Origin of the sequence: Thermus brevis (assembly GCF_026427635.1) — a bacterium.
In the GTDB taxonomy this organism is placed as follows: Bacteria; Deinococcota; Deinococci; order Deinococcales; family Thermaceae; genus Thermus; species Thermus antranikianii.
Genome location: NZ_CP102606.1, coordinates 268,197 through 294,870, shown reverse-complemented (window position 1 = coordinate 294,870; position 26,674 = coordinate 268,197). Strand labels below are relative to the sequence as shown.

The 26,674-nt window shown below is 65.3% G+C and carries 28 protein-coding genes; 8 read left to right on the top strand and 20 right to left on the bottom strand.

The genetic code is table 11. From position 1 onward, the window contains the following. Positions 1-44 precede the first annotated feature (44 nt). From KQ693_RS01680 to murI, 4 genes are read right to left on the bottom strand one after another with little or no spacing between them, the layout of a single operon-like run. Positions 45-1,076, bottom strand: a complete 1,032-nt coding sequence (locus KQ693_RS01680; RefSeq protein WP_219760164.1) for an RMD1 family protein — start codon at positions 1,074-1,076, stop codon at positions 45-47. A gap of 13 nt (positions 1,077-1,089) precedes the next feature. Then, a complete protein-coding gene (locus KQ693_RS01675) occupies positions 1,090-1,701 on the bottom strand; it encodes an XTP/dITP diphosphatase (protein WP_267261730.1) in 612 nt (203 codons plus the stop codon). 5 nt (positions 1,702-1,706) lie between these two features. Then, positions 1,707-2,351 carry an LOG family protein gene (locus KQ693_RS01670; RefSeq protein ID WP_267261729.1) on the bottom strand — a complete coding sequence of 215 codons (645 nt, stop codon included), beginning with the start codon at positions 2,349-2,351 and terminating at the stop codon, positions 1,707-1,709. Next, positions 2,351-3,124 carry a glutamate racemase gene (gene murI, locus KQ693_RS01665; protein ID WP_267261728.1) on the bottom strand — a complete coding sequence of 258 codons (774 nt, stop codon included), beginning with the start codon at positions 3,122-3,124 and terminating at the stop codon, positions 2,351-2,353. The genes KQ693_RS01670 and murI overlap by 1 nt, the downstream gene beginning before the upstream one ends. 84 nt (positions 3,125-3,208) lie before the next feature. On the opposite strand from murI, the gene metK reads away from it, so the two are divergent. Further along, a complete protein-coding gene (gene metK, locus KQ693_RS01660) occupies positions 3,209-4,387 on the top strand; it encodes a methionine adenosyltransferase (RefSeq protein WP_015718193.1) in 1,179 nt (392 codons plus the stop codon). A 40-nt stretch (positions 4,388-4,427) separates the two neighbouring features. Here metK and KQ693_RS01655 read toward each other — a convergent pair whose 3' ends face one another. The 6 genes from KQ693_RS01655 to KQ693_RS01630 all read right to left on the bottom strand — a co-directional run bounded on the left by KQ693_RS01655 (position 4,428) and on the right by KQ693_RS01630 (position 10,864). Then, complete coding sequence (locus KQ693_RS01655) at positions 4,428-5,504, bottom strand: GGDEF domain-containing protein (RefSeq protein WP_267261727.1); 1,077 nt, start codon at positions 5,502-5,504, stop codon at positions 4,428-4,430. Between the two features lie 46 nt (positions 5,505-5,550). Further along, positions 5,551-7,443: a biosynthetic arginine decarboxylase gene (gene speA, locus KQ693_RS01650; protein ID WP_267261726.1), complete on the bottom strand. Its 1,893-nt coding sequence runs from the start codon at positions 7,441-7,443 to the stop codon at positions 5,551-5,553. After that, positions 7,440-8,009, bottom strand: a complete 570-nt coding sequence (locus tag KQ693_RS01645; RefSeq protein ID WP_038031011.1) for a DUF72 domain-containing protein — start codon at positions 8,007-8,009, stop codon at positions 7,440-7,442. Before KQ693_RS01645 ends, speA begins: the two co-directional genes overlap by 4 nt. Then, the gene (locus KQ693_RS01640) at positions 7,990-8,706 is read right to left on the bottom strand and encodes an alpha/beta hydrolase (protein WP_267261725.1); all 717 of its coding nucleotides are present in this window, start codon (positions 8,704-8,706) and stop codon (positions 7,990-7,992) included. Before KQ693_RS01640 ends, KQ693_RS01645 begins: the two co-directional genes overlap by 20 nt. Before the next feature lie 10 nt (positions 8,707-8,716). Then, complete coding sequence (locus tag KQ693_RS01635; RefSeq protein WP_038031005.1) at positions 8,717-9,649, bottom strand: ribose-phosphate diphosphokinase; 933 nt, start codon at positions 9,647-9,649, stop codon at positions 8,717-8,719. Between the two features lie 84 nt (positions 9,650-9,733). Continuing rightward, positions 9,734-10,864, bottom strand: coding sequence for a M24 family metallopeptidase (locus KQ693_RS01630; RefSeq protein ID WP_267261724.1), 1,131 nt, complete (start codon positions 10,862-10,864; stop codon positions 9,734-9,736). An 80-nt stretch (positions 10,865-10,944) separates the two neighbouring features. On the opposite strand from KQ693_RS01630, the gene erpA reads away from it, so the two are divergent. From erpA to KQ693_RS01610, 4 genes are all read left to right on the top strand, one after another. Then, on the top strand, positions 10,945-11,325 hold the full coding sequence (gene erpA / locus KQ693_RS01625; protein WP_015718186.1) for an iron-sulfur cluster insertion protein ErpA: 381 nt from the start codon (positions 10,945-10,947) through the stop codon (positions 11,323-11,325). 134 nt (positions 11,326-11,459) lie between these two features. Next, positions 11,460-13,340 carry a peptide ABC transporter substrate-binding protein gene (locus tag KQ693_RS01620; RefSeq protein WP_267261723.1) on the top strand — a complete coding sequence of 627 codons (1,881 nt, stop codon included), beginning with the start codon at positions 11,460-11,462 and terminating at the stop codon, positions 13,338-13,340. 76 nt (positions 13,341-13,416) lie between these two features. Continuing rightward, on the top strand, positions 13,417-14,427 hold the full coding sequence (locus KQ693_RS01615; RefSeq protein ID WP_219759471.1) for an ABC transporter permease: 1,011 nt from the start codon (positions 13,417-13,419) through the stop codon (positions 14,425-14,427). Between the two features lie 9 nt (positions 14,428-14,436). Then, positions 14,437-15,621: an ABC transporter permease gene (locus KQ693_RS01610; RefSeq protein ID WP_267261722.1), complete on the top strand. Its 1,185-nt coding sequence runs from the start codon at positions 14,437-14,439 to the stop codon at positions 15,619-15,621. Positions 15,622-15,660: 39 nt separating this feature from the next. Here KQ693_RS01610 and truA read toward each other — a convergent pair whose 3' ends face one another. From truA to KQ693_RS01585, 5 genes are all read right to left on the bottom strand, one after another. After that, entirely contained in the window at positions 15,661-16,425 is a 765-nt protein-coding gene (truA, locus tag KQ693_RS01605) for a tRNA pseudouridine(38-40) synthase TruA (protein WP_267261721.1), read from the bottom strand. A gap of 9 nt (positions 16,426-16,434) precedes the next feature. Beyond that, the gene (locus tag KQ693_RS01600) at positions 16,435-17,487 is read right to left on the bottom strand and encodes an ABC transporter ATP-binding protein (RefSeq protein WP_267261720.1); all 1,053 of its coding nucleotides are present in this window, start codon (positions 17,485-17,487) and stop codon (positions 16,435-16,437) included. Next, complete coding sequence (locus KQ693_RS01595; RefSeq protein ID WP_267261719.1) at positions 17,466-19,019, bottom strand: ABC transporter permease; 1,554 nt, start codon at positions 19,017-19,019, stop codon at positions 17,466-17,468. The genes KQ693_RS01600 and KQ693_RS01595 overlap by 22 nt, the downstream gene beginning before the upstream one ends. A 46-nt stretch (positions 19,020-19,065) precedes the next feature. Next, on the bottom strand, positions 19,066-20,061 hold the full coding sequence (locus tag KQ693_RS01590; RefSeq protein WP_126200219.1) for an iron ABC transporter substrate-binding protein: 996 nt from the start codon (positions 20,059-20,061) through the stop codon (positions 19,066-19,068). An 84-nt stretch (positions 20,062-20,145) separates the two neighbouring features. Beyond that, positions 20,146-20,922, bottom strand: a complete 777-nt coding sequence (locus KQ693_RS01585; RefSeq protein WP_267261718.1) for an alkaline phosphatase family protein — start codon at positions 20,920-20,922, stop codon at positions 20,146-20,148. 70 nt (positions 20,923-20,992) lie between these two features. Here KQ693_RS01585 and KQ693_RS01580 point away from each other — a divergent pair, with 70 nt between their 5' ends. Both KQ693_RS01580 and KQ693_RS01575 read left to right on the top strand, forming a co-directional pair. Further along, on the top strand, positions 20,993-21,583 hold the full coding sequence (locus KQ693_RS01580) for a DUF981 domain-containing protein (RefSeq protein ID WP_267261717.1): 591 nt from the start codon (positions 20,993-20,995) through the stop codon (positions 21,581-21,583). 75 nt (positions 21,584-21,658) lie between these two features. Beyond that, positions 21,659-22,087 carry an OsmC family protein gene (locus KQ693_RS01575; protein WP_038031587.1) on the top strand — a complete coding sequence of 143 codons (429 nt, stop codon included), beginning with the start codon at positions 21,659-21,661 and terminating at the stop codon, positions 22,085-22,087. On the opposite strand, the gene KQ693_RS01570 is transcribed toward KQ693_RS01575, so the two are convergent. Genes KQ693_RS01570 through KQ693_RS01560 form a run of 3 tightly spaced genes read right to left on the bottom strand, consistent with a single transcriptional unit; the run spans position 22,084 to position 24,151 of the window. Continuing rightward, entirely contained in the window at positions 22,084-22,839 is a 756-nt protein-coding gene (locus KQ693_RS01570; protein ID WP_015718175.1) for a zinc ribbon domain-containing protein, read from the bottom strand. The two genes, KQ693_RS01575 and KQ693_RS01570, sit on opposite strands and share 4 nt — an antisense overlap. Beyond that, on the bottom strand, positions 22,827-23,462 hold the full coding sequence (locus tag KQ693_RS01565; RefSeq protein WP_019551377.1) for an MBL fold metallo-hydrolase: 636 nt from the start codon (positions 23,460-23,462) through the stop codon (positions 22,827-22,829). Before KQ693_RS01565 ends, KQ693_RS01570 begins: the two co-directional genes overlap by 13 nt. After that, positions 23,459-24,151, bottom strand: coding sequence for a sulfurtransferase (locus KQ693_RS01560; RefSeq protein ID WP_019551376.1), 693 nt, complete (start codon positions 24,149-24,151; stop codon positions 23,459-23,461). The genes KQ693_RS01565 and KQ693_RS01560 overlap by 4 nt, the downstream gene beginning before the upstream one ends. A gap of 98 nt (positions 24,152-24,249) precedes the next feature. On the opposite strand from KQ693_RS01560, the gene KQ693_RS01555 reads away from it, so the two are divergent. Beyond that, positions 24,250-24,714 (top strand): Hsp20/alpha crystallin family protein, encoded by a 465-nt coding sequence (locus tag KQ693_RS01555; protein WP_038031621.1) that lies wholly within the window; start codon positions 24,250-24,252, stop codon positions 24,712-24,714. A gap of 41 nt (positions 24,715-24,755) precedes the next feature. On the opposite strand, the gene KQ693_RS01550 is transcribed toward KQ693_RS01555, so the two are convergent. Together KQ693_RS01550 and lgt are read right to left on the bottom strand one after the other, a co-directional pair. Next, a complete protein-coding gene (locus KQ693_RS01550; RefSeq protein WP_267261716.1) occupies positions 24,756-25,826 on the bottom strand; it encodes a cystathionine beta-lyase in 1,071 nt (356 codons plus the stop codon). Between the two features lie 9 nt (positions 25,827-25,835). Then, positions 25,836-26,666: a prolipoprotein diacylglyceryl transferase gene (lgt, locus tag KQ693_RS01545; RefSeq protein ID WP_126164419.1), complete on the bottom strand. Its 831-nt coding sequence runs from the start codon at positions 26,664-26,666 to the stop codon at positions 25,836-25,838. Positions 26,667-26,674: the final 8 nt, after the last annotated feature.

The window sequence follows — 26,674 nt, the reverse complement described above, 5'->3', positions numbered from 1 at the left end:
TGCAGGCTGAGTATACTCCTACCTTCCCGGGACGCAAGTCCCCCCTAATAGAGGGCCCGCACCACCTCAAAGGCGATGAGGGCCAGGATCCCCACCTCCACCGCCTGGCTTCTTAGGTGCACCACCTCCTCGGTGACCATCTCGTAGGTGGCCTCAAGGACCCTGAGCTTCTCCTCCAGGCTCCGCTCCAGCTCGTGGGCCCCGTAGAGCTCTAAAGCGGCCCGGTAGATCTTGGCGTAGAAGAGATCCTCGGTGATGCGCAAGGCCCCCTCCATCCGGGCCCGCACGTCGGCGATCTCCGCATGCCGGGCCATGAGGCGCCGCCTTAGACGCTGTAGGTTGCCGTAGCCCCAAAGGCCCCGGTGCCTGAGCACCTGGGGCACGGCCTCCAGCTCCTGGGTGAGGACCCCGTCATAGTAGGAAAGCTCCAGAAGCTGGGCGTGCACGAACTCCACCAGATCGGCCACGTCCCAGATGCCCTCCGAGTCCAGGATGAAGACCCGGTCAAACCCCAGAAGGGCCAGGTCCTCGGTGGAGTAGCTGTAGCGGTAGCGCTCCATCTCCCGCCTGACCTCGGGGGCGAACTCCTCCTTGGCCCCCATCCAAAGGGGGGTGAGGTCCACGGTGGGGGCGTGGGCCTTTTCCCCTTCTATTCCCAGGGCATGGTAGACGGTGAACTCCTCGCTCAGGCGCTTTTCCTCGGGGTGGAGGAGGGCGCCTTGCAGGTAGGGCTCGAGGGCCGCCAGCTCCGCCAGGAAAAACCCTTCCCAGAAGGGAAGCTCGGGAAGGGCCAGGGCCTTTTCCAGAAAGGCTTCCCAGGGTACCTTCTCCCCCAGGTGCACCCGGAAGGAAAGGGAGGCTACCCCGAACTCGTAGAGCCGGGCGGTGAGAAGGCCGGAGATCCCCTCCACGCTCCTCACCCCAAGCTCCACCTGCGCCGGGGGGTTTTCGAAGCGCACCGCCCCCAGCCGGGGCCGGGAAAGGCGAAGCCTGGGGGTGGCCAGGCGGGAGAGGTCGATCTCGTCCGCCAGGTCGTAAAGGCGGTAAAGGGCGATGTGGGGCGAAAGGAGGTTCATGGGAAGGCCGGGCTCATTCCAGCTGGGAGATCTCCCGGGGAGGGGGACCCTGCTCGTAGGCTTTGAGGAGGGCCTTTATGGCCTGGCCCCGGTGGGAGTAGCGGGCCTTTTCCTCCAGGGTCATCTCCGCAAAGGTCTTACCCGCCTCGGGCACGTAGAAGAGGGGGTCGTACCCAAAGCCCCCTTCCCCCCGGGGAGCCTCGAGGATATACCCCTCCACCTGTCCCTCGTAGGTTTCCACATGCCCGTCGGGGTAGGCCAGGACCAGGACCGCCACGAAGCGGGCCTTGCGCTCCTCCCCCTTGAGGTGGCGCATCCTCTCCAGAAGGTAGACGTTCCGCTCCCGGTCGGTTTCCCTTCCCCCATAGCGGGCGGAGTAGACCCCGGGTTCCCCCCCTAGGGCGGGCACCTCGAGGCCCGAGTCATCCGCCAGGGCGGGAAGGCCCGTGGCCTTGGCCACGTAGGCGGCCTTGAGGAGGGCGTTTTCCAGGAAGGTGGCGCCCTCCTCCTTGGGCATGCGCAGGGGAAAGTCGGCCAGGGAAAGAAGGGTCCAGCCCAAAGGAGCCAGGCCCTCCTTAAGCTCCCGCACCTTCCCGGGGTTGCTGGTGGCCAAGACCAGGCGCATCCCTTCTAGGATACTCCCTTAAGGGCCTGGACCACTTCCTCCGGGGAATCCAGTGGGGTAAGGAGGGCAAGGTCTTTGGGATCGATGGCCCCTTGTTCTTTCAGGGATTCCATCCAGCTCAGAAGCCCTTGCCAGTACCCCCGGTCCAAGGCGAAGACGGGGAAGGGGTGGACCTTTTCCGTCTGGATGAGGACCAGGACCTCGGAGAGCTCGTCCAGGGTGCCGAAGCCCCCGGGCAGGAAGACGAAGGCGTGGGCGTAGCGCACGAAAAGCACCTTGCGCACGAAGAAATAGCGCAGGGTGAGGGTGTGGGTCTGGTAGGGGTTGGGCTTCTGCTCGTGGGGGAGCTCGATGTTCAGGCCCACGCTCACCCCACCTGCCTCAAAGGCCCCTCGGTTCACGGCCTCCATGACCCCACCCCCGCCGCCGGTCACCACCCCGAAGCCTGCTTCCGCCAGGGTCCTTCCTAACCGGTAGCCCAGGGCGTAGGCGGAGTGGCCTTCCCCGAAGCGGGCCGAACCGAAGACGGAAACCAGGGGGACCTCTATCTCCGAAAGGGTTTCAAACCCCTCCACGAACTCCGCCAGGATGCGGAAAAGCCGCCAGGCGTCCTCGTGGTGAAGCTGGTCGATCAGGGGCTTCTTGGCCATCAAAGCTCCTCCAGGCTGACCTGCTTTAGCTCCTCCACCCTTACCCCCAGGCGCTCCGCCAGGTTCCGGTAGCTTTCCGGGTCCCCCGTGACGAAGTGCACCACCCGGCTTTGGCCCTCGGGGTTTAAGAGCCCTTCCCGTTTAAGGGCTTTGGCCACCGCTTCCGCCGTGGCCTCGGCGGAATCGATGAGCCTCACTCCGGGCAGGACCTTGGCCAGGGTACCCTTCAGGAAGGGGTAGTGGGTGCAGCCCAGGATCAGGGCCTCGAGGTCCTGGGGGGCGTCCTCGAGGTAGTGCCGGGCCACCAAGAGGGCCACGGGGTCATCCCAAAGCCCTTCCTCCACCAAGGGCACGAAGAGGGGACAGGCCCTGGCCCAGGACACCTCCACGTAGCGCTCGTAAGCCCGGCTTTCCACCGTGGCCTGGGTGCCGATGAGGCCCACCTTGCCGTGCCCCTGGGCGGCCTTGGCCACGGGTTCCAGCACCCCGAAGACGGGCACCGAAAGATCCTCGGCCAGATCGGGAAGGGCCGCGGAGCTTGCGGTGTTGCAGGCCACCACAATGGCCTTGACCCCTTGCCGGAGCAAAAATCCCGCGATCTCCCAGGCGAAGCGCCGCACCATGGAAAGGGGTTTACTGCCGTAGGGTACCCGGGCGGTGTCGCCGAAATAGAGGAAATCCTCCTGGGGCAGGGCCCGGCGCAAAGCGGAAAGCACCGTAAGCCCCCCTACCCCCGAGTCAAAGACGCCGATGGGCCGCCTAGGGTCCTTCACGAGCCGCCATCATACCCTGGACGGAAAAGGGGGGGTGCTATACTATCAGGGTTGCCCCGGTGGGGGGCAAGGGAGGTGCGCAAGTTGAGGCTGGTCACGTCCGAGTCGGTCACGGAAGGGCACCCGGATAAGCTGGCGGACCGTATCTCCGACGCCATCCTGGACGCCCTGATCGCCCAGGATAAGAAGGCCCGGGTGGCGGCGGAAACCCTGGTCACCACCGGGCTGGTGTTCGTGGCGGGAGAGATCTCCACCGAGGGGTATGTGGATATCCCCGGCCTGGTGCGCAAGACGGTGAGGGAGGTGGGCTACACCCGGGCCAAGTACGGTTTTGACGCCGACACCTGCGCGGTCCTCACCGCCATCGACGAGCAGTCTCCGGACATCGCGGGCGGGGTCAACCTCTCCTACGAGTGGCGGGTGCTTAAGTCCACGGATCCTCTGGACCGCACGGGCGCGGGGGATCAGGGCCTCATGTTCGGCTACGCCACCGACGAAACCCCGGAGCTCATGCCGCTTCCCATCACCCTGGCCCACCGCCTCACCATGCGCCTGGCGGAGGTGCGCAAGACGGGGCTTCTTCCCTACCTGCGTCCCGACGGCAAGGCCCAGGTCACGGTGGTCTACGAGGGGGACCGGCCCCTTTACGTGAAAACGGTGGTGGTCTCTGCCCAGCATTCCCCGGAGGTGGAGCAGGACCAGCTTCGCGAGGACCTGATCCGCGAGGTGGTGCGCCAGGCCATCCCCCCCGAGTACCTGAAGGAAGGGGAGACGGAGTACCTCATCAACCCCTCGGGCCGGTTCATCCTGGGGGGGCCCCATGCGGACACCGGGCTCACCGGGCGCAAGATCATCGTGGACACCTACGGGGGAGCGGTGCCCCACGGAGGCGGGGCCTTCAGCGGCAAGGATCCCACCAAGGTGGACCGTTCCGCCAGCTACTACGCCCGCTATATGGCCAAGAACCTGGTGGCGGCAGGCCTGGCCCGGCGGGCCCTGGTGGAGCTGGCCTACGCCATCGGCAAGGCCAGGCCCGTTTCCTTGCGGGTGGAAACCTTCGGCACCGGGGCCTTGCCCGATGAAAAGCTCACGGAAATCGTGAAGCGGGTCTTTGACCCCAGGCCCTTGGCCATCATCGAGGAGCTGGACCTCCTCCGTCCCATCTACACCCCCACCAGCGCCTACGGCCACTTCGGCCGCGCGGGCTTCCCCTGGGAGGAAACCGACCGGGTGGAGGCCTTGAGGCGGGAAGCAGGTCTCTAAGGCCACCCCACCCTGGGGGCCCCGGTGGGGAGGGGTGGGTTTAACCCACCTCCACCCGGTTTTTCCCCCGGCGCTTGGCCTGGTAAAGGGCGTCGTCGGCCCGCTTGAGGAGGGAAAGGGGGGAGTCTTCGGGGCGGGCCTCGGCCACGCCGATGCTGACGGAAATCCCCTCCGCCGGGAAGACCCTCAAGGCGGCCACCGCTTGCCGGAGCCGGCTTGCCATCCGCACCGCCTGGGCCAAGGGGGTTTCCGCAAGGAGGACGGCGAACTCCTCCCCCCCGAGGCGCACCGCCCGGTCGCTTTGCCGGATGTGCTCCTCCAGGCAGCGGGCCAGGGCTTTGAGCACCCGGTCCCCCACCGGGTGGCCGTGGGTGTCGTTGATCCGCTTGAAGTTGTCCAGATCCAGAACCAAAAGGGATAGGGGCCGGCGGTAGCGCTGGACGCGGAAGAGTTCTCTTTCCAAGACGAGATCCAGGTAGCGCCGGTTCCTGAGCCCGGTGAGGGGGTCGGTGTAGGCATCCAGCCGGGCCTCGAGGTAGCCTTCCCTGATCCGAACCAGCATGTAGAGAAGGCTTACGTAGGCCAGGTTGGCCCCGAAGAACTGGGCCAAGGCGTTGAGGTGCTCCGCATGGAAGTGGCCGCGGAAAGCTCCCAGGAGGGATAGGAGGAAGAGGGTGAGGAGGTAAAGAAGGGCCAGGCGTACCGCCTGTTGGGTTCGGAAGAAGAGGAAGCTGCTGAAGTACACGAAGGGAACCCAGTGGGCGGCGGGGGATAGGCCCAGGGGATTCGGGGCTATAAGGAGCTGGAAGGCCAGGGTGGCAAGGAGGTACGTGGCCACGAGGCCGTGGGCCAGGGGAAGAACCCAGGAGCTGGTGCGGGGAAGGCTCCATAGGGCCAAGGCCAGTAGGGAAAAGCCCAGGGCCAGGAGGGGAAGGAAGAAGCGGTCCACTGGGTCCAGGCCCACGGCCCTCGAGGCGGCAAAGGCCACCAGGGCCAGAAGGGCCCCGAGGGGCAGGAGCCATAAGGCCATCCTGCGCCTTAAGGGATGCAAGGGATCCAGGAGCTCGAGGGTAGGGTACAAGTTAGCTCCAGTATAGGGGTTTCCTGCCTGGGCCATGCCCCCAGGATGACCCTACCCCCCTTAACGGATCCTTAACGGGCCTTCAGTCCTCCAGGTAGGTGTAGCCCTGGAGCTCCCGCATGTATCGCTCCAGGAAGGCTCCCTTTTCCACGGGGGAGAGGCGGCTTTGCCGCACCAGCCGCTCCACGCCCAGGAAGAGCTCCCGGGCGGTGAAGCCCATCTTCTCGATGACCTTTTCCACGGTCTCCCCGGGAACGAAACGCTCTATGGCAAACCCTTCCTCGTCCACCACCACGTGGGCCTCCCCCACCTGGCCGAAGAGGTTGTGGTTGCTGCCCAACACGTCCTGGTAGCCTCCCACCAGGAAGACCCCCAGGTAGTAGTCCTCCCCCGGGCGGATGGGGTGGACGGGCAGGCTCTGGCGCACATCGTGCAGGTCGATGAAGCGGTCTATCTTGCCGTCGGAGTCGCAGGAGATGTCCACCAGCGTGGCCTGGCGGGTGGGGGGCTCGTTAAGGCGGCTTAGGGGGACGATGGGGAAGAGCTGGTGGATGGCCCAGGCGTCGGGAAGGCTTTGAAAGATGGAAAAGTTGCAGACCAGCTTGTCGGCCAAGAGCTTCTCCAGATCCTCAAACTCATCGGGAGCGTAGGGCAGCTCCCGCACGATGGCGTAGACCCGCCGGGCGATGTGGTAGAAGATCTCCTCCGCCAGGGCGCGGTCCCGCAGGGACACGAGCCCCAGGTCGTAAAGGGTCTGCAGGGTTTCCTTGTCGGCGAAGGCATCGTGGTAGACCTCGCGGAAGTTCTTGGGGGAGAGGTTTTCCAGGCTCTCCCAAAGCTCTTTAACCAGAGGGTGGGCCTCCGCGGGCGGGGGAGCAGGCCGGGTCTCCCCCGGGGGGGTGATCACGTCGATGACCTCGAGGACCAGGACCTCATGATACGCGGTCACCGCCCGGCCCGACTCCGTGACCAGGATGGGGTGGGGCTCCCCCTGGGCCTCCACCACCTCCTTGGTCACGTAGACCAGGTCCTCGGCGTACTCGGGAAGGGTGTAGTTGGCGGAGGCGTAGAAGTTGGTCTTGGAGCCGTCGTAGTCCACGGCCAGGCCCCCGCCCAGGTTCAGGTACTGGAGGGGAGCCCCCAGCTTCCGGAGCTGCACATAGGTCTGGGCTGCCTCCCGCACCGCCGCCTTGATCTTGCGGATGTCCGTCACCTGGCTGCCGATGTGGGCGTGGACCATCGCCAGGGTGTCCAGGAGGTCTTCTTCCTTCAGGATCTCCACCGCCCGGATGATCTCCGGGGTGGTGAGGCCGAACTTGGCGTTTTCCCCGCCGCTGGCTTCCCACTGCCCTGCTCCCTTGGCCTTCAGCTTGTAGCGGATGCCCAGCTTGGGCCGCACGCCCAGCTCCTTGGAAATGCGGATCACCCGGGAAAGCTCGGCGAACTTCTCCAGGGTGATGACCACGTTCCGGGAAAGCTTCCTTCCCATTAGGGCCAGGCGGATGAAGTCATCGTCCTTGAAGCCGTTGGTGGTGATGAGGGATTCCGGGGAAAGGTCCTGGGCCAGGATCAGGGCGAGTTCCGCCTTGCTTCCCGCCTCGAGGCCATAGTGGTAGGGCCTCCCCGCCTTGGCCACGGTTTCCAGCACCAGCCGGCGCTGGTTCACCTTCACGGGGTAGACCCCGCGGTAGCCTCCCGTATAGCCGTACTTTTCCATGGCCCTGCGAAAGGCCTCGTTCAGCTCTCGCACCCGGGCCTCGAGGATCTGGGGGAAGCGGAGCACCAGGGGCAGGGGCCGCCCCTCGTCCCTGAGGGCTTCCACGATCTCCAAAAGGGAAGCGGAAGGGCCTTCCGGGCCCAGGGGGGTTACCTCCAGCTCCCCGTCCCGCCCTACCCGGAAGAACCCCGCCCCCCAGTAGGGCACCAGGTAGATCTCCTCAGCTTCCTTGGGGGAAAAGCGCCTGGCGGTTTTCAATCCCGTTCAACCTCCGCCCTTGAGTGTAGGGCGGAAGGGGCGGCTTGGGAAGAGGTTGGGCTCCGGTAAAGGTACCCCTCGCCTTCCCTGGGGATTTCCTCCGGGTCCACCAGGTAGAGGAAAGGGCCTCCCGTTTGGTTTACCAGGGCATAGCCCCGTTCTTTGAGAAGGGGATGCAAGGCCTCCTCGGCTTGAAAGGCAAGGGGTACCGGGCCCACTTCTTTCAAGACCTCCTCCAAAAGGTCCAGCCAGCGGGCCAGTTGGGTGGGGTCCAGGCCCTGGGGGACTGCAATCCGGACCGCTCCCCTTTTCTCGCCGAATAGCCCAAACCGCCTTAAGAAACGCCTTAAGGTACGCCTCTCCTCCCCGGAAGGCTGGAAGGAGAAGTGCTTGTGGCCAAAGACGCTGAAGCGGAATCCCGCCGGGGCCAGGCTCCTCAAGCGGCTTATGGTCCTTTTGTCCCCCACCCGGTGCCACCAGGAGAGTTCCACCGTGGGGAAGGCTTTGGCGTAGGCCTTGAAGCCCCCAGGGTAGCCCCTATACCCCTTAAGGCCTTCCAGGATCAAGCCACGTCTCCAAAAAGGCCAGCCCCATCCGGGCCATCAAGGGGGTGATGGTGTGCCCGGCTCCTTCCTCCACAAACCAGGCTAAGCGGCCTTCGGGGTAGTGGGGCCTCAAGGCCTCCACGGTTTTCTCCATGCGGGAAAGGGGCACGATCAGGTCCTTGGTGCCGTGGAGGTGGAGCAGGGGCACACCTCCATAGGCTTCCCCCCTCTGGGCAGGAGGGGTTTCGTAAAGGGCCAGGACCCGGGTATCCCGCACCTCCTGACCCTGGGGAAGCTTCATGGGGAAGCCGCTTCCGATGAAGGCCAGGGCCCCTTCCGCCCGGAAACCCTGGGATAGAAGCAGGTGCACCACAAAGGCTCCCAGGCTCCCCCCCGCCAGGAAAAGGGGTAGGCCGAAGCGCCCCCTGGCCTCCTGGGCCACTTCCCTGGCTTCCTCGGCGAAGGCCAGGGCCACCTGGTACACCTCCTCCACATACCTGGGGCTTTTGGAGGAAGGGGGTGGGCCCTCCCGTTTCCCGTGCCGGGGGGCGTCAAAGGCCAGGAGGAGGAAGCCCCTTTCCACATACCCCGGGAGGAGGGAAAGGATGTGCTCCCTCGAGCCCTGAAGCCCGTGGAGGACAAGGAGGAGGGCCCTCGGGCGCTCGGGGATGTGGGCCAGCACGCTTTGCCCCGCCAGGGTGAAGGCTTCTTTCCGCATCCCGCTTCCCTCAGGTGAACAGGCTGGACACCGACTCTCCCCGGTGGATGCGCCAGATGGCCTCGGCGAAGATGGGGGCCACGGGGAGGGTCTTGAGCTTGGGACCCTCCTTGGGAGGGCAGGTGTCGGTGGCGGCCACCTCCTTCACCGGGCTTTGGGCGATGCGCTCCAGGGCCGGGCCCACATAGACCCCGTGGGTGGCGGCGGCGTAGACTTCCCTGGCCCCAGCTTGCAGGAGGGCTTCTACTGCCTCCACCAGGCTTCCCGCGGTGGAGATCTCGTCGTCCACGATCAAGGCGGTTTTCCCCCTCACCTCCCCCACCAGCATCCTGACCCGCACCTCGGTGTCGGATACCCGCTCCTTGTCGATGAAGGCCAGGGGAAGGCGAAGGCGCCGGGCCAGGGAGCTGGCCCTCTTAAGGTCGCCGGCATCCGGAGCCACCACCACGGCATTTTCCAGGTCCACCCGGGTGGCGAAGTGGTTGGCGATGACGGGCTCGGCGGAAAGGTGGTCCACGGGCACCTTGAAGAAGCCGTGGACCTGCGGGGAGTGCAGGGTCATGGTGAGGACCCGGTCGGCCCCGGCGGTCTGGAGGAGGTCGGCGATGAGCCGGGCGGCAATGGAGATGCGGGGGGCGTCCTTCTTGTCGCTACGGGCGTAGGAGAAGTAGGGGATGACCGCGGTGACCCGGGCGGCGCTGGCTCCTTTGGCGGCGTCCACCATCATGAGGAGTTCCATGAGGTGGTCCTGCACCGGAGGGGTCAGGGACTGGACGATGAAGACATCCCCTTCCCTCAGGCTTTCCTCGAAGCGCACGAAGAGGTTGTCGTTGGCGAAGCGCTGGGTGGCGCTTTTGCCCAAGGGCAGGCCTAGGGCCTCGGCGATGGCTTGGGCCAGGGGTTTGTTGGACTGACCGGAGAAGATCAGGAGGGGGCGGTCCATGCCGTTCCCCAAGATACCACGGGAGAGGGGTATGCCCAAGTCGGCCCCGAAGGGGGCTACTTGGGTCAGCCCCGAAGGGGCTACTTAAAGGAGGGTAAGGGCTTCCTGCAAGGGAGTGGTGACCTCCGGACCCGTGGGGTGCAGGTAGACGTTCACCTCGGTGCGCACCCCGAAGCCAGGCAGGTAAAGCCCGGGCTCCACGGTGAAGGCGAGGCCCGGCACCAACGGGCGGAAGTCGTGGGTTTCCAGGTCATCCAGGTGGGGACCTGAGCCGTGGACCTCCTCCCCCAGGTTGTGCCCTGTGCGGTGGCGGAGGTAGGCGCCGTAGCCCTCCCCTTCCAAAAGGCCCCGGGCCACCCGGTCCACCTCGAAGCCCTTGGGGTAGCGCCCTTTTTGGTAGGCCTCGGCCACGAAGCGGATGGCCTCATCCCGGGCCTTTACCACAGCCTGGAAGGCTTGGTGGGCAGCCTCGGGAGGCCTTAGGCCGGCCATCCAGGTGACGTCGGCGTAGACCCCTCCTTTTTCCTTAGCCCAAAGGTCCAAGAGCACCACTTCTCCCTCCTCGAGGGCCTTCCCCGTGGACGCATGGTGGGGGTTGGCGGCGTTTTGGCCGAAGGCCACCATGGGGGGGTGGTCGAAGACCAGGCCCCGTTCCTCCAGGGCCTGGATCAATATGGCCTGTACCGCCTGTTCCGTGGACCCAGGGTTTTGGCGCAGGAAGGCTATGGCCTGGTCCTTGGCGGCCACCAGGCCCTCGGCTGCCCGGCGGTGGCTTTTTAGCTTCTCCTCCTCCCAGGTCTGGAAGAGGAGAAGCAAGGGCCAGGAGGAGGTGAGCTCGAGGCCCATTCCCCTGAGAAGGTCCAAACTGCCCCCGTCCACCCGGGACAGGTAGGGGATAAGCCCTCCTGGCACGTACTCCAAGGCGATGCGCCGCTGTCCTTCCAAAAGCTCCGAAAGGGCTTCCAGGTACCCTCGCCAGGTGTGGTAGGTGCGCCTCTTCCCGGGAAGGAGGGGAAAGAGACTTTCCTCTATGGCGTGGCAGAGGAGCAGGGGTTCCCCTTCCTGGGGAATGAGGTAGGCAAAACGGCGGGTTAGGTGAAGGTGGGTGAGGGCAAGCACCTCGAGGGCCACGGGATTGCTCCGGCCAAAGGAGAGGAGGAGCCAAGCATCCAGCCTCTCTTCCCTGAGGATTTCCTGCACGCGGGTGAGCTCCACGTTCCCATGCTACCCCTTGGAACCCACCTCACCTTTTCGTACCCCTGACGTGCTACGTTAGGGGTAGGGAGGTTTGGAAGATGGTCGAGACGCAGGAGGCGGTCATCCGCATTACCCCCTTGGCGGCGGAGAAGGCTAAGGAGATCCTGGCCCGTTATGGCAAGGAGCATGCGGCCATCCGGGTCTACATCAAGTCCGGCGGGTGCTCGGGCTTCCAGTACGGCATGGCCGTGGACGAGAGGGAGCTCGAGGGGGATACCCTCGTGGAGATGCACGGGGTGCGCTTGGTGGTGGACCCCATGTCCCTGCCCTACCTGGTGGGCTCGGAGATCGACTGGGTGGAAAGCCTCATGGGCGGCGGGTTCACCGTGCACAACCCCAACGCCGCCAGCACCTGCGGTTGCGGCCACTCCTTCCGCACCAAGGACCAGGAAGGGGAGGCCCGCACCTGCGGCCACTAATTGCCTCTTTTGAGCGCCTTTTGGGGGCCCAGATCCTGGGCCCCTTTAACCTTTTTCCCATTGACCTTCATGGGAGGCGCCGTATAATAGCCTCGGCCACTAAGGATAGTGCCGCGACCACGAAAGGAGGCCGTATGAAAGAAGTAGGCAAGCTGGCTGTACTCGGTTTGACCGCCCTGGGCCTGGCCCTAGCAGGTCCCCAGGACAACAGCCTGGTCATAGGGGCTTCCCAGGAGCCCAGGGTGCTGGCGGGTGACTTCCTCAGCATCATCTCCAACCAGGCCATCAAGAGCGAGATCGAGGGATACCTCTTCGCTCCCTTCATCGGCTTCAACGCCGACAGCCAGAACTTCCCCGTTCTGGCCACCGAGGTGCCCACCCAGCAGAACGGGCGCTTGCGGGTGACGGACATCGGCGGGGGCAAGAAGCGGCTGGAGATGGACCTCACCATCCGCCCCGATGCTCGCTGGTCCGACGGCAAGCCCATCACCACCGAGGACGTGCAGTTCTACTTTGAGGTGGGCAAGGCCAAGGGGATGCCCGTCCTGAACCCCGACTACTGGGAGCGGGTAAGCCTAAAGGTAAAGGATGCCCGGAACTTCACCGTTACCTTTGAGCCCGCCTACTACTACGACACCTACGGCGGCACCTACGGCTCCCCCATCGGCTATGCTCCCAAGCACATCATGGGGCCCGAGTGGGAGAAGGTGAAGGCGGCGGCCCGGGGCCTGGACCCCGACAAGGATGCGGAGAAGCTCAACGAGCTCTACCGCAACTTCTTCCTCAAGTTCGCCACTCCCCAGGCCCTAAACCGGGGAGCCATGGTCTACTCGGGGGCCTTCAAGCTGCGGCGCTGGGTGCCGGGGAACTCCATCGAGATGGAGCGGAACCCCAACTTCCCCATCAAGCCCGAGGGCGGGGAGAGCAGGTACGTGCAGAGGGTGGTCTACCGCTTCATCCAGAACACCAACTCCCTCCTGGTGGCGGTGATCGGCGGTTCCATCGACGCCACCTCCAGCGTTTCCCTCACCTTTGATCAGGGCCGTAGCCGGCAGCTCACCTCCCGCGCCCCCGGCCGCTTTGACATCTGGTTCGTGCCCGGGGCCATCTGGGAGCACATCGACATCAACAAGTTCTCTAACTGCCAGCAGGTGAAGGACCTAGGCCTGGACGATGTGCGCACCCGCCAGGCCATCCTGCACGCCCTGAACCGGGAAGGGCTGGTAAAGGCCTTCTTTGACGGCCTCCAGCCCGTGGCCCACACCTGGATTGCTCCCGTCAACCCCCTCTTCAACCCCAATGTTCAGAAGTACCCCTTTGACCTGAAGAAGGCCGAGGCCCTGCTGGCCCAGATGGGTTGGAAGAAGGGGCCAGATGGCATCCTCCAGCGCACCGTGGGCGGGCGTACCGTTCGCTTCGAGATCGAGTACGTGACCACCGCGGGCAACGCCATCCGCGAGCGCACCCAGCAGTTCTTCGCCGAGGACCTGAAGAAGATCGGCATCGCCGTCAAGATCAACAACGCCCCCAGCGCCGTGGTCTTCGCCGACGACTACATCCAGCGGGCCAGCGAGTGCAAGTGGACCGGGATGTTCGAGTTCGCCTGGGTTTCCAACCTGGCGGAGGATGGCTCCCTCTTCCAGTACAGGAACCTGAACACCGGGGCCATCATGGTGCCCACCAAGGAGAACAACTACCAGGGGCAGAACATCGGCGGCTGGCGGAACGACGAGTTTGACCGCCTCACCAGCCAGGGCGTCCTGGAGTTCGACGAGGCCAAGCGGAAGCAGCTCTTCTGGAGGGCCCAGGAGATCTGGGCGCAGGAGCTTCCCGCCCTGCCCCTCTACTTCCGGGCCAACCCCTATGTGGTGCGCAAGGGCCTGGTCAACTACGTGGCCAGCGCCTATGCGGGCGGCTACGGTTACCCCGGCTGGAACGCTTGGGAGATCGGCTGGGAAAGCCGCGGCGCCGTGAAGAAGTGGGACCAGGCGAAGTACGCCCTTTCCGTCAAGTAGCCTGGGTTGTATAGTGATGCCCGCTGGGCTTTTAGCCCAGCGGGCTTTTTGGGGCTGAAAAACAGGAGGTACAAAGGTGTTTGCCTACACGGTGCGCAGGCTTTTGCAGATGATCCCCTTGCTCTTTGCGGCCAGCGTGGTGATCTACACCCTGCTGGCCCTGCAACCCGGGGATCCTTTGGAGGAACTGAAGCGGCAGAACCCCCGCATGACCGCCGAGCAGTTTGAGGCCTTGAAGCGGGCTTACGGCCTGGACCAGCCCCTCCATATCCGCTACTTCAAGTGGCTTTCCCGGGCGGTGCGGGGGGATCTTGGCTACAGCCGTACCTACGGCATCCCTGCGGCGGAGTACATCTTCGTGCAGCGCTTGCCCAAGACCCTGATCCTCTCCGGCTTGGCCCTGACCCTGGCCTTGGTGGTGGCCATCCCCGTGGGCATCTTCTCCGCCGTGCGCCAGTATTCCCTGGCGGATTACGTCATCACCTTTTTCTCCTTCGTGGGGTTTTCCATGCCTGTCTTCTTCCTGGGCATCCTGCTCCTTTACCTCTTCGCCATCTGGTTACCCGACCACATCCCGGGCTTCCCCCGTTTCCCCACCGGGGGGGTGCCCGGGGTGCTCTGGGAGGATGTGCGCTCGGGGGCGATAAGCTTTTGGTACTTCCTGGGGCAATGGGCCTGGCACCTCATCCTGCCGGTCATCGCCCTTTCCTCCTTGCAGATGGCGGAGTGGACCCGGTTCATGCGGGCTTCCTTGCTGGAGGTGCTTTCCCAGGACTACATCCGCACCGCCCGGGCCAAGGGCTTGGCCGAGCGGGTGGTGCTCTACAAGCACGCCCTCAGGAACGCTCTTATTCCCATCGTGACCCTGGTGGGTCTGGCCATCCCCGGGGTATTGGGCGGGGCCACCATCACCGAGACCATTTTCAGCTACCCTGGCATGGGGCGGGCCATCTTTGACGCCCTGGTGGAGAAGGACTACAACGTGGCCATGGCGGCCCTGGCCTTCTTGGCCTTGATGACGGCGCTTTTCAACCTGCTGGCGGACCTGGCCTATGCGGTGGTGGACCCCCGCATCCGCTACAGCTAGAGGTGCATCATGGCAACGCAAGCTTTGAAAGCCAAGCCCCGGACCTTCTTCGGCCTTTTCTGGCGCCGCTTACGGCGGCACAAGATGGCCATGGCTGGGTTGGTGGTCATCCTCCTCCTGATCCTCATGGCCATCTTTGCTCCCTGGATCGCTCCCTATGACCCCACCGCCCAGCCCACGGGCGAGGATGTGGGTCAGTACTACTTCAATCCCCCTTCCCGGGAGCACCTTCTGGGCACCGATGACCTGGGCCGGGATGTGCTTTCCCGCATCATCTACGGTTCCCGGATCTCCCTTTTGGTGGGCTTCGCCGTGGCTTTTTCCAGCGTCATCCTGGGTACCATCATGGGCACCCTGGCGGGGTACTTCTCGGGCCGGCCCCTGCGGTTCTACCTGGGGCCTTTAAGGCGGGAGCGGGAGGGGTTTTATCCCTGGAGCTTTGCCCTGTGGCGGGTGTCCTCCTGGTTCCTCTATTACGGGGCCTTGTACCTGGCCCTTTCCATCGCCTGGGCCTTGGCCGAGGATGGAATCCAGGCGGGAAGCGTGGGGAGTTACCTGGGCTTTGGCCTTGTCTTGGCCCTGGTGCTCTGGGCTGCCTGGTATGGGCTTAAGGGGGAGATCCGCCTGGATTTGGACGTGGCCATAAGCCGTCTTATCGACTTCATGCTCACCATTCCCACCCTGCCCCTTCTTCTGGTGCTTTCCGCCTTGTTGCGCGACCCCGGGGTGAAGGTGGGGCAGTGGGCCCAGGGAGTCTTCGGCGATGCCGCCAGCGTTTTCATCATCACCATCCTGGTGCTCTTCGGCTGGCTGGGCACGGCCCGGCTGGTGCGGGGGAACATCCTTTCCCTAAGGGAGCAGGACTACGCCACCGCCGCCCAGGCCCTGGGGGCCAGCGATGCCAGGATCATGTTCCGGCATCTTGTGCCCAACACCCTGGCTCCCCTCATCGTGCAGGCCACCTTGCAGATCGGCGGGGCCATTTTGGTGGAGGCGGCCCTTTCCTTCCTGGGCTTTGGCATCCAGCCCCCGGTGGCCACCTGGGGCAACATGCTCACCAATGCCCAGGAGTACATCTTCACCGCTCCTTGGCTGGCCTTGCCCCCGGGGTTCATGATCTTCATCACCGTCTTGGCCTTTAACTACCTGGGGGATGGGCTTCGGGATGCTTTGGACCCGAGGAGCCGTCTCTGATGCCACCCCACCCTGGCTTTGCCAGGGTGGGCCCCTGGTCTACCGAGGGGATAGCTTTTCCGGGGGATAGGCCGCCTCGAGGAAATATAGCCCCTGGGGCGGCGCCGAGGGGCCCGCTTGGCCCCGGTCCTGGGTTTGCAGGATGAGCCGGATGCTCTCCGGGGAGCGCTTGCCCAGGCCCACCTCGATGAGGGTTCCCACCATCCCCCGCACCTGGCCCCTCAGAAAGCTTTGGCCCCGGAAGTAGAAGCGAAGCTCCCTACCTGCTTCCCCTTCCACCTCCTCCATGCGGGCCTCGTAAAGCTCCCTTTTCCCTGCCCGCACTTCTTCCTTGGCGAAGCCCAAGAAGCTGTGCCGGCCCGGGAGGTGGGCGAGGGCCTCCCGCACGGCGGCGAGGTCCAGGGGGTGGCGGATCCAAAGGGCCCGGTGGCGGAGGAGGGGGGAGGGGTGGGGCCTCAGGAGGATGCGGTAAAGGTAAGCCCGCCAAAGGGCGTCCTTACGAGCATGGAAGTCTGAGGCCACCTCCTTGGCGGCGATCACCTTTAGGTCCTCAGGGAGAAGGCGGTTCAAGGCCTCGGGGATCCTCTCCGTGGGAATCCTGCTTAAGAGGTCAAAGTGGAAGGGCATGGCCAGGGCATGCACCCCAGCGTCGGTGCGGCCTGCGGCCACCGCTTTGGGCAGGGCCCCGATTTCCGGCAAAATCCTTTCCAGCTCGCCCTGCACGGTGCGCAGGCCCGGTCGCTGGCGCTGAAGCCCGGCGAAATGGGTGCCGTCGTACTCGGTGAGGATCAGGATGCGGCGCACGGGCCCAGCTTAATCCGCACCCACCGGGGCCTTGGAGGGATGCCCCTCGAGGGCCACCCCTTTCCCCACCACCTTTAGCCGCACCCGGTCTCCCTCCCGGAAAGGGCTTTCCGGACCTTCCTGCACCAGGATCTCCTTCTCCGGGGAGAGGAGGCGCACCCGGTAGGTGAGGTCGTGCCCCTTGAACTCCCGGGCCAGCACCTGTCCCAGGGCACCCTCCGGAGTCTCGGGGGGAAGAAGCCTTAGGGCCTCGGGGCGCAGGGAGAGGAGAAGGGGTCCGTGGGCGGGCTCCGCCAGGGGCACGGGGCCCAGGCAGGTTTGCGCATGCCGGCCGAACCCCTCCCCGGAAAGGAGGTTGGTCCGGCCAAGGAACTGGGCCACGAAGGGGGTCTTGGGCCTTAGGTAGACCTCCTCGGGGGTGCCCACCTGCTCTAGCCTTCCTCCCCGCATCACCCCCAGGCGGTCGGCGAAGGAAAGGGCCTCCTCCTGGTCGTGGGTGACCAGGAGGGCGGTGGTACCCGTTTCCTTGAGGATTTTCCGCACCTCCTCCCGGGTGCTGGCCTTGAGGCTGGCGTCCAGGCTGGAAAAGGGCTCGTCCAGGAGGACCAGCTTCGGCCCCGGGGCCAGGGCCCGGGCCAGGGCGATGCGCTGCTGCTGCCCCCCGGAAAGCTCGCCCGGCCTGCGGTCCTGGAAAAGGGTCATGCCCACCCGCTCCAGGGCCCTTTTGGCCCTCTCCAGGCGGTCCTTCCCCTTAAGTCCAAAGGCCACATTGCCCAAGGCGGTGAGGTGGGGGAAGAGGGCGTAGTCCTGGAAGACGAAGCCGATGCCCCGCCTCTCCGGGGGCAGGAGGGTGATCTCCCTGCCCTCCAGGAAGATCCGCCCCCTATCCGGGCTCTCCAACCCGGCCACCACCCTTAAGAGGGTGGTCTTGCCGCAGCCCGAGGGCCCCAAAAGGGCCAGGATCTCCCCGGGGTAGACCTCGAGGTCGATTCCCTTAAGCACCTCGTGCTCCCCGAAGCGCTTGACGATGCCTTCCAGGATTAGAAGCGGCGCTCGCTCCAAAGCAACACCCCCACGAAGGCCGCCGAGAGCAGGACGATGAGAAGGGCAAAGGGAGCGGCCTCGGCGAACATGGCTTCCTGAGTGTAGCCGAAAACCCGGGTGGAGAGGGTGCTATAGCCCATGGGGGCCAGGAGCAGGGTGATGGGAAGCTCCTTCACCGCCCCGATGAAGGCCAAGGCCCCTCCCGCCACCGCTCCCCGCCAGAGGAGGGGAAAGGTGACGCGGAAGAAGGCCCGCGCCGGGGTGTCCCCCAGGGTCCTGGCTGCCTCCTCGAGGCGCCTTGGCACCTGGTAAAGGGCCGCCCGCACCGGCCCCAGGCCCTCGGCCAGGAAGTGGAAGGCCAAAACCAGGATGAGAAGGGGCAGGGTCCCGTAAAGGAAGGGAAGGCTCTTCAGGCTGAAGAAGATCCAGGCTAGGGCGAAGGCCAAGGGGGGAATGGTGTAGCCCAGATAGCCCAGCCTTTCCAGGAAGCGGGAGGCCGGCGAGGGGTAGCGCACCGCCAGGTAGGCGATGGGCAGGGCCATGCCCACCGCCAGAAAGGCGGCGGGGATGGCGGCCATGGCGGAGTGGGAGAGGGCTTCCCAAAGCCCGGTGAGGTGTTCCCGGGGAAAGCGGCTTGCCAGGTGGAAAAGGGCATAGAGGGGGAGGACCAGGGCCAGGAGGACGGGGAGGAGGAGTAGGAGGTAAGCCCAGGGGGTGAACCTGCCCAGGCGCACGGACCTGGCCTTTTTCCCGCTACCCTTTCCCGTGCGGGCCAGGCTAAGGCGGCGGAGGAAGGCGCCTTCCAAAAGGAGAAGCCCTCCGGTAAAGAGGAGGAGGAAAAGGGCCAGCCAGGCGGCGTACACCCGGTCAAAGGCGGCGCTGTACTGAAGGTAAATGGCGTAGGAGAAGGTTTCGTAGCGAAGGAGGCTCACGGTGCCGAAATCCCCCAGGACGTGGAGGCCCACCACCAGGTAACCCGAAAGGAGGGCGGGGAGGAGTTGCGGAAAGACCACTTGGAAAAAGGTCCTTAAGGGTCCCACCCCAAGGGTTCGGGCGGCTTCCTCCAAGCTGGGGTCCAGCCCCAAAAAAGCAGCCCGCAAACCCAGAAAGAGGTAGGGGTAGGTGATGAGGGAGAGGACCAAAAGCGCTCCCCAGTACCCCTCGAGGCGCGGCAGGGGGAGGACCCCCCCGGGCCCCGTGGCCGAAAGGATCACGTAGGCTCCCACGTAGCCGGGGATGGCCAGGGGCAGGGTGAGGAGGATGGAGAAGAGGCGCTTCCCCTTGAGGTCGGTGCGAGTGGTGAGGAAGGCCAGGGGCAGGGCGATGAGGGTGGTGAAAAGGAGGACCCCGAGGAGGAGGGAAAGGGTGTTCTTCACCAGCTCCAGGTTCTTGGGGCGAAGGAGGATATCCCGAAGGGTTTCGGGATCGGCCTCGAGGGCCCTTAAGGCTAGGTAGAGGAGGGGAAGGGCCACCCCGCCCCCCGTGAGGAGGGCGGGCACCAAAAAGGGCAGAAGCCCGGGAAGTTGGTGGAGCCTTCTTGCGCTGGTCATCTTCGGCTTCGGCGCTCGCCCCCGGATCCGGGGGGAGGGGGTGGTCCTAGAGAATCCCCAGTTCCCTTAGGAGCCTTAGGGCCTGGTCCAGGGGGAGCTTCTCAAAGTCCAGCTTGGGGCTTTTCGCCAGGGCCTCCTCGAGGGGCAGGAGGTGGGCATCGGCCACCACTCCCTTGACCAAGGGGTATTCCCCCACGGTGCCCGCGAAGTACTGCTGCCCCTTGGGGGAGAGCAGGTAGGTGAGGAAGCGGTTTGCGGCCACCAGGTTCTTGGAGCTCTTGAGGATGCCCGCTCCCGTGACCAAGGCCAGGTTGCCGACGTCCCCATCCTTAAAGTAGTGGAGCCCCAGGTTGTACCCGGCCCGGCGGAAGCGCACCACGTAGTAATGGTTGGTGGAGCCGAGGTCCACCTCCCCGGCGCGGATGGCGTCCAGCATGGCTGGGTTGGAGGCGTAGCTCTTGGGGTTTAGGGCCTTCATGGCGGAAAGCCATTCCCGGGTCCTGCCTTCCCCGTAGAGGGCGATCATCCCCGCCACCATGTCCTGGAAGCTGGAGTAGGTGGGGGTCCAGCCCACCCTGCCCACCAGGCCCTTTTCCTGGGCGAAGCGGGGGAGGTCCAGGATGCTTGCGGGAAGCTCTTCCGGCTTAAGCTTCTGGGGGTTATAGGCCAGCACCCTCAGGCGCAGGGTCACCGGCACCCAGGCCTTGGAGGCGGGCACGAAGGCTACAGGTTGCCTAAGGAGGGTGTCCCCCAGAGGCCTTAAGAGGCCTTTGCTGGCCGCCTGGCCCAGGGCGCCCGCGGTGTTGGCCCAGAAGACATCCGCCGGGGAACGGCTTCCTTCCTCCTGCAGGGCCGCCAGGATCTGGGCGTCGGTGCCGTAGCGCACCTGGACCCGGATACCCGTTTCCGCCTGGAACTGCTTCACCAAGGGTTCCACCAGGCTCTGCCCCCGCCCGGAGTAGAGGGTTAGGGTCTGCTGCTGGGCGAAGACTAGTCCTAAAGCCGCAAGGCCGATCAGGGGTATGAACCTTCTAAGCTGCATCTTGCCTCCTTCCTGCATCCCCAGGGGTTCCCCGGGGCGAGGGCGCCCTCTGCCTGGGGACTTTACCCCAAGGGGGGATTAAAGTCAAGTATTCCGGTCGGATTTTGTAAGTTTAGAAGTGATAATCACTTGCAGCCAGGAAAACACCCCCACGAGGTCCTGCGGCCAGAAGGGGGTTTTCCCGGTATACACCAGGGGTACGGGGTTTCGGGTGTGCTTGGGGTGCCAGGGCTCCTCGGCATTCCCGTGGTCGGAGGTGAGGAGGAGGGTGCCCCCTTCCTCCAGGAAGCCCTTCAGGAACAGGGAGAGCTCGTGGAAGCGCTCGGGAAGGGTATCCGGATGGCGGTGGGCAGCCAGGTCCAGGGCCCAGTACTCCAGGACCACCAGGTCAAAGGCCCGGGTCAGGGTCGCCGCCTGGGCACCTGCTTTATAGGGATCCTCCCAAAACCCCGGGGAAAGGGCCTCTGGGTGGCCCAGGGGCAAAAGGGGAAGCCCCGCCAAGAGGGCAGCCTGGGCGAAGGCGGAAAGAAGAAGCCTTCTTCCCTCCGTAGCCCGCTTCAGGTATTCCGGGCGGTAGGCGTTGGCGTGGAGGACTTTAAGCCCCGCCTCCTTAGCCCAGGCATAGAGGCCTTGTCTGAGGAGGGGCCTGAGCCTTGGGCTCGGGAAGGGCCCTTGGTGATGGCCCAGGAGCTTGGCGGCGTTGACTCCGGTGAGGAGCGTGGTCTGGCCCGTGCCCGACTGGGGCAGGCCCTCCACCCCCAAGGTGGCGTCCAGGGCCCTGGGGGAAAGCTCCAAAAGAAGGGGGAAAAGGTCCTCCAAGGCCTCCCCCAGGCCCAGGCCGTCCACGAAGAGGAAGAGCACCTTTCCATCCTAAGGGGGGGCATTTGTCCTGGAGGGTGAGGGCTATCCTGAGCTTGGGAGGTGAAGGGATATGGGAAGCTACAACCCGCTGGTCTTCGTTTTAGGCCTGGTCACGGCGGCCGGGGTCTCGGGGGTGGCCTACTTGCTCGCCGTGGCCCGGGGTGGGGACGAGAAGGCCCTGGGCCGGCTTTACGGTCCCCTCTTCTTCACCCTTGGGGTCTTTGCCCTTGGGGCGGTGGCCCAGCTCTACTGGACCAACTGGGCGGGCCGTCCGGCGCCCCAGTACACGGAGCTTTTCGGGGTGGCCACGGGGCTTTTCGCCTTCATGATGGTCCTCGCTGGCTTTTACCTCTACCAGGGCCTGGAGCTTAAGGCCCTGGCCTGGCCTTCGGTTTTCCTCGGGCTTTACCTCCTCCAGGGAGCGCGGGCGGTGTTGGACTTCGGCCTCACCCGGAACCCGCCCCTCACCGCCCTCATGTGGGGGGCGGCGGGCCTCGCCAGCATCGGGATCCTCTTCTACGCCTATAGCCGCCCCGAGGCCCGGCGCACCTGGGCCTACCTCGGGGCTTTGGTCCTGGCCCTGATGGCCCTGGGGGCCTTCCTCACCGGCTTTATGGCCTACTACGGCCACATCGCCAGCGCCGTGGGGGGCGGGGGCTAAGGCGCCTTGGGGTTTGTGTCCCCATGCCCAAAGGGCCTTTGGGCATGGGGTAAGCTTTGGGGGAAGGAGGGTATTATGCCGGTTCGCAAGGCGAAGGCGGTATGGGAAGGCGGGCTTAGGCAGGGAAAGGGGGTTATGGAGCTAGAAAGCCAGGCCTTCAAGGGGGCCTACTCCTATCCCTCCCGCTTTGAGGAGGGGGAGGGGACGAACCCCGAGGAGCTCATCGCCGCGGCCCACGCGGGGTGCTTCTCCATGGCCCTGGCGGCCTCGCTGGAACGGGAGGGATTTCCCCCCAAGCGGGTTTCCACCGAGGCCCGGGTGCACTTGGAGATGGTGGAGGGGAAGGCCACCATCACCCGGATTGAGCTCATCACCGAGGCGGAGGTGCCGGGGATAACCCCAGAGAAGTTCCAGGAGATCGCCCAGGCGGCCAAGGAAGGGTGCCCGGTCTCCCGGGCCCTGGGGGGGGTGAAGGAGATTACCCTCGAGGCCCGCTTGGCCTAGCCCTCCCCCTTCCAGAGGAGCCGGCCGCAGGAGGGGCAGCGCACCAGTTGCCCCTGTACCACCTTTTGCGCCACGTGGGTGGGCAGGACCACGTTGCACCCCTCGCAACGGAAGACCTGGCCCTGGCGGTGCATGCGGGCGATGCCGGTGCCCTTCCGGGCCCGGCGGATGGCCTCGTACTCCTTCAGGACAGGGGCAGGGATGGCCTGGGCCATCAGGGAGCGTTCCTCCAGCCTGACGGCAATCTCGGCCTTTAGGGCCTCCACCCGCACCCGGTTGGCCTCCAAGAGTTCTTCCAGGTGGGGCCTTAAGGCCGCCAGCTGGGCTTCCACCTCCTGGATCTCGTTTTCCAGGTTCTCCATGGCCTCCATGATGGGGGTGGAAAGCTCCAGGAGCTCCTTGATGCGGTCCTTGATCTGCTGGATGCGGTTTTCGTACTGGGTCTGCTCGCGGGCGCTTTGGGCCTGGCGCTGCTCGGCCTCCGCCTGCTTTTCCTTGGCGGTGAGGTCCTCGATGTCCAGGCTGTGGCGGTTGTACTCCTTGCGGAGCTCTGCCTGGCGCTCCAGGAGCTCGGCAAGCCGGTCTTCCAGGGCCTCCACCTGGGCCTTCACGGAAACCAGGTCCTCGGGAAGGGTTTCCGCCTCCTTTTGCAATCGGTCTATCTCCAGGTCCTTTTCCTGCAGGTCATAAAGAGCCTTGAGCGCCTCAAGCTGTCCCCTGTGGGGAGCATCCGCCCCGTTCACGTTTCCCATTCTAACCCGAGGAGGAAGGGGTTGGTCTTGGCCTCGAGGGCCAGGGTGGTGGGGGGTCCGTGCCCCGGGTAGACCTCCGTTTGTGGGGGCAGGGTGAGGAGGCGCTTTAAGGAGCGGAAAAGGTCCTCCCGGCTTGCCCCTGGCAGGTCGTAGCGGCCGATGCTCCCTTGGAAGAGGAGATCCCCGGAAAGAACCCGGGGGGGTTCCCCGGCCTCGCCGGGATGGATGAAGGCCACATGGCCGGGACTATGGCCGGGAAGGTGCCAGACGGTGAAGCCGTAAAGGACCTGCCCCTCTTCCAGAGGCTCTACCGGGAGGGGAGGGTCGGGGATGGCGAGGCCCCACATGCGGGCCACTTCCGCCGCATGCCGGTAAAGGGGAAGGTCCAGGGGGTGGAGGAAGACCGGCAGGGAGAGGGCCTCCACCAAGGGGGCCACCGCTCCCACGTGGTCAAAGTGGGCGTGGGTGAGGAGGATGGCCTTGGGGGTTAATCCCGTGGACTCCAAAAGGGCCAGGATCCTTTCCGCCTCGTCCCCGGGGTCTATGAGCACCGCTCCTTCCTTCCCCTCCACCAGGTAGGTGTTTTCCTGGAGGGGGCCCACGCTTAAGCCGTACACCTTCATGGCTCGGTGGGAAGCCCTTCCTGCAGCCACTCGTGCATGGAGCCCAGGTAGTTTCTGGCCCTCACCCCCAGGCTCCTAAGCACAAAGAAGGCCACGGCGCTCCGGGCCCCGGAGTGGCAGTAGACCCCCACCTCCTGTCCCGGCTCCAGGCCGAGTTGCTTTAGCACCTTGTCCGGCTCCAGGAAAAGCTCCAGGGGGGCATTCCGGCTCCCCGGGATCCGTCCCCCCTTGGGGCAGCAGGGGGGGTGGACCTTGCCCTGGTATTCCTCGGGGCTTCGCACATCCAAAAGAAGAGGGTGCCTGGCCGCCTCGTCCGCGGTGAGGAGCCAGTCCCGCCGGAGCTGGGCCCGGGTTTCCGTGCGCTCGGGCTTGGGCTCTTCCCGTTCGGTGGCGTAGGGTTCCCAGCCCTCCGTCCAAAGTTCTACCTCTAGCCCCCCAAGGCCCAGGAAGAAGGCGGTGCGGCAAAGGCGGCTGGTGAGCCCCTCGTCGTAGAGGACCACCGGGCTTCGTAAGCCAAGTTCCTGGAAGAGGTCGGTGAGGCCGGCCTCGAGGGCCTTAAGCTCCGCCTCTTCCCGCAGGCGGAGCCTGGGGACGGAAAGATCCAGGTGGCGGGCGCCTGGCAGGTGGCCTGCCTCGTAGGCGGCCCTGGGCCGGGTGTCCACCAAGACAGCCTCAGGAGGGATCTCCATGCCCTTGATTATAGGGGGCGCAAGGGTAGGTGCGTAAGCCTAAAGGTACTTGACAAGAAGGCGCGCAGGTGATATAAGTGAAAAGGGAGGTGATAGGTATGGCCCTGGTTCGTAGGGATGTGCGTCCTGCGGAGATCACTCCCTTCCGTACCTGGGGTCCTTTCTCCCTCCTGGAGGAGGCCAACCGGCTCTTTGAGGAGGTCCTGGGCGACTTTGCCCGGCCCGTGGCCACCTACGTGGCTCCGGCCGACCTCTACGAGACCGACGAGGCCTTGGTCCTGGAGATGGCGGTGCCGGGCCTGGCTCCCGAGGACCTGGAGGTGAGCCTCGAGGGGGGCAAGCTCACCGTACGGGGCCAGGTGAAGCCCGCCGAGGAGGTTAAGGTGCGCCGCTACTACCTGCAGGAGATCCCTCACGGCTCCTTCGTGCGCACCTTCACCCTCCCCGTGGAGGTGGATGCCTCCCAGGCCAAGGCGGAGTTCCGCCACGGGATCCTGCGCCTCACCCTGCCCAAGGTGGCCGAGGCTCGGGCCAAGCGGATCCCCATCGAGGTGGTCCAGTAAGCCCGGAAGCTCCTTCCCCCCGGGGAACGTCCCCGGGGGGTTTACACTTTCTTTAGAGCCTCGGCAAGGCGCTTCAGGGCTTCCTCCAGCACCTCGGGGTAGGTGGCGAAGTTGAGGCGCACGTAGCGGTCGTATCCTTCCCCGAAGTTTTCCCCGGGGTTCAGGGCCACCCGGGCCTCCTTGAGGAAGAAGGAGGCCGCCTGGGGAATGGGGGTTTTGAACCAGGCCAGGTAGGTGCCCTCCGGGGGGAAGTGCCCGAGGCCCACCTCCTTGGCCCAGGCCGCCACCCGGTCGCGGTTGGCCCTAAGCCGGGCTAGGGTTTCCCGAAGCCAGGGCCCAGCCTCCAGCAGGGCGGCCTTCCAGGCGGCCATGGCCAACACGTTGGGGAAAGTGTGGGGCAGGTGGCGCTTGAAGGCCTCCACCAGGGGCCTAGGCCCCACCACCGCCCCTATGGGCAGCCCAGCCAGGTTGTAGGCTTTTCCCGGACCCAGCAGGGTGAGGGTGCGCTCGGGGAGGAAGCGGGCCAGGGGCACGTGGGGCTTCTCGTAGGTCAAAGGGGCGTGGAGCTCATCGGAAACCACGATGAGGTCGTGCTTGCGGGCGATGGTGGCCAGGGCGGAAAGCTCCTCCTCGCTGTAGACCCTTCCCGTGGGGTTTTGCGGGTGGCAGAAGAGGAGGAGCCTGCTGGCGTAGGCCAGGCGCTCGAGGCCCGCAAGGTCCAGCCTGTACCCCTCCTCCGTTTCCCGCAAGGGATTCGCCAAGATGGTGCGCTTCTGTTCCCGGATGGCGGCGAGGAAGGGCGGGTAGATGGGCACCTGGGTCAAGACCCCCTGCCCGGGTGCGGTGAAGGCGGCCACGGCGGCGTAAAACCCCACCACCACCCCGGGCATGAAGGCCACCTCGCCTTCCAAGCCCGTTTGTTCCAGGATGAGGGCCTTGAGCTCCAGGTCCCCTTCCCGGGGTGGGTAGCCCAAGAACCCCTTGGCCCTTTCCTCTATGGCCCGGCGGATGGGTTCGGCCACGGGGAAGTCCATGTCCGCCACCCACAGGGGCAGGACATCTTCCGGATAGGTGCCCCACTTGAGGGAGTCCTTGCGGGGCGGAAGCTCCATGGGGTTATCTTAACCGGGGCCCTTCCCCAGCCGGCGGAGCATGTACCAGGAAAGGAGGATGAGGGGGAGGCTCACCACCTGGGTGGCGGTGAAGAGGCCGATGCCCAGCTCGTCATTGCGGTACACGGGAAGCCACAGGGGATTCAGCCGGAAGGGCTCCTCGAGGACCGAGCGGAGCACGCTGTACCACAGGATAAAGTTCCAAAAGGCGTATCCATAGAAGGGCTTTTTGCGAAGCCAGTAGTAGGAAAGGGGCAGAAGGATGAGGCCCACCAGGGCCCCATAGATCTGGGTGAGGTGCACGGGGCCCCGGAGGAGCTCCGCGCACCGGTAGACCTGGGAGATGTCCTCTATGCCAGGGCAGATTCCCGGGAAGCCCTTGGCCCACTCCGGCCAGGTGAAGCCGATGGGCAAGGAGGTGAGGCGCCCCACGGTATCCGAGCCATTCATCAGGTTCCCGATCCTGCCGGCGATGATGCCCAAGGCCACCCCCGGGGTGGCGGCGTCCAGGTAGGGCCAGAGGGGGTAGCCCTTTCGCTTATGGAAGTAGAAGAAGACCAAAGCCCCGCCCAGAATGGCCCCGTGGAAGGAGAGGCCCCCCTGCCAGATGTACAGGACCTCCACGGGGTTTTGCAGGAAGTAGCTGGGGGAGGTGAGCACGTAGCCCAGCCTGGCCCCCACCACCCCGAAGATGACTGCCCAGAAGGCCACCACCTCAAACTTCTCCGCATCCAACCCCCAGGCCCTAAGCCTGCGCTTGGCCAGCTCAAAGCCGATGAAGATGGCCAGGGTCAGGAGGAACCCGTACCACTGGATGCGCAAGGGGCCGATCTGGATCATGGTGGGGT

Bases quoted from the DNA above. Each gene is read 5' to 3' on its own strand.
- KQ693_RS01550 (WP_267261716.1), bottom strand. From the start codon at position 25,826: ATGGAGCTTCCGCCCCGCAAGGACTCCCTCAAGTGGGGCACCTATCCG.
- KQ693_RS01575 (WP_038031587.1), top strand. From the start codon at position 21,659: ATGCCGGTTCGCAAGGCGAAGGCGGTATGGGAAGGCGGGCTTAGGCAG.
- KQ693_RS01640 (WP_267261725.1), bottom strand. From the start codon at position 8,706: ATGCGGAAAGAAGCCTTCACCCTGGCGGGGCAAAGCGTGCTGGCCCAC.
- erpA (WP_015718186.1), top strand. From the start codon at position 10,945: ATGGTCGAGACGCAGGAGGCGGTCATCCGCATTACCCCCTTGGCGGCG.
- KQ693_RS01655 (WP_267261727.1), bottom strand. From the start codon at position 5,504: ATGGCCCAGGCAGGAAACCCCTATACTGGAGCTAACTTGTACCCTACC.
- KQ693_RS01565 (WP_019551377.1), bottom strand. From the start codon at position 23,462: ATGAAGGTGTACGGCTTAAGCGTGGGCCCCCTCCAGGAAAACACCTAC.
- KQ693_RS01595 (WP_267261719.1), bottom strand. From the start codon at position 19,019: ATGACCAGCGCAAGAAGGCTCCACCAACTTCCCGGGCTTCTGCCCTTT.
- KQ693_RS01680 (WP_219760164.1), bottom strand. From the start codon at position 1,076: ATGAACCTCCTTTCGCCCCACATCGCCCTTTACCGCCTTTACGACCTG.
- KQ693_RS01590 (WP_126200219.1), bottom strand. From the start codon at position 20,061: ATGCAGCTTAGAAGGTTCATACCCCTGATCGGCCTTGCGGCTTTAGGA.
- KQ693_RS01570 (WP_015718175.1), bottom strand. From the start codon at position 22,839: ATGGGAAACGTGAACGGGGCGGATGCTCCCCACAGGGGACAGCTTGAG.
- KQ693_RS01635 (WP_038031005.1), bottom strand. From the start codon at position 9,649: ATGGACCGCCCCCTCCTGATCTTCTCCGGTCAGTCCAACAAACCCCTG.
- KQ693_RS01620 (WP_267261723.1), top strand. From the start codon at position 11,460: ATGAAAGAAGTAGGCAAGCTGGCTGTACTCGGTTTGACCGCCCTGGGC.
- KQ693_RS01670 (WP_267261729.1), bottom strand. From the start codon at position 2,351: ATGGCCAAGAAGCCCCTGATCGACCAGCTTCACCACGAGGACGCCTGG.
- KQ693_RS01555 (WP_038031621.1), top strand. From the start codon at position 24,250: ATGGCCCTGGTTCGTAGGGATGTGCGTCCTGCGGAGATCACTCCCTTC.
- KQ693_RS01610 (WP_267261722.1), top strand. From the start codon at position 14,437: ATGGCAACGCAAGCTTTGAAAGCCAAGCCCCGGACCTTCTTCGGCCTT.
- KQ693_RS01580 (WP_267261717.1), top strand. From the start codon at position 20,993: ATGGGAAGCTACAACCCGCTGGTCTTCGTTTTAGGCCTGGTCACGGCG.
- KQ693_RS01560 (WP_019551376.1), bottom strand. From the start codon at position 24,151: ATGGAGATCCCTCCTGAGGCTGTCTTGGTGGACACCCGGCCCAGGGCC.
- KQ693_RS01675 (WP_267261730.1), bottom strand. From the start codon at position 1,701: ATGCGCCTGGTCTTGGCCACCAGCAACCCCGGGAAGGTGCGGGAGCTT.
- lgt (WP_126164419.1), bottom strand. From the start codon at position 26,666: ATGATCCAGATCGGCCCCTTGCGCATCCAGTGGTACGGGTTCCTCCTG.